The 595-nt window shown below is 73.6% G+C and carries 1 pseudogene; it reads right to left on the reverse strand.

Annotation, left to right across the window (positions count from 1 at the left end):
• Positions 1–199 precede the first annotated feature (199 nt).
• Positions 200–595 (reverse strand): annotated as a pseudogene (locus ACJA3G_RS38265) (hypothetical protein); the annotation flags it as partial.

Here is a 595-nt window from a genome sequence, read left to right on the forward strand (position 1 = left end):
GCCCCGCCCCTTCCCGAAAGCCCTCTGGCGGGCGGCCGGGGCTCGGGCTGAGGGCCGGGAACTTCCCCGCGGGCCGGTGGGGGTTGCTCGCGCAGTTCCCCGCGCCCCTGGGCACTCAGGGGCGCGGGGAACTGCGCGAGCAAGCCTCCACGGTCCGCAGACAAAGAAGGGCAGGGGCGCAGCCTTTCCGCGCCTGCTCTCAGTCCTTCGCCAGGGCGAACGGGGCCCGGGCCACCGGCAGGCCCGTCGCCTGGACCTCGAACAGGTACGTGCCGGGGGAAGCCGCACCCGGCGGCGGCGTCGCACACCGCGCCGCGCTCCGCGTCCGGTCCCAGGCCACCACCCGCGTCACCGTCGCCTTGCCCGGCACCTGGAACAGCTCGCTCCCGGCCCCGTTCACGCAGTCGTCCGACGCCCACACCTTGTCGTCGCCGGAGTCCGTCACCACCAGGACAGCTCCCTTGGGCCCGAGGTCCGCCTTGCAGGTGGAGTCGGCCGTGTTCTCGACGGAGATGACGACCTGCGGCTTCTCCCCGGGCGCGTACGTGTTCTTCAGGCTGTGGACCGTCAGCTTCAGCTGCCCGGGCGCGCAGAC

It is taken from the genome of Streptomyces sp. YS-3, from assembly GCF_045257485.1.
Classification (GTDB): Bacteria; Actinomycetota; Actinomycetes; order Streptomycetales; family Streptomycetaceae; genus Streptomyces.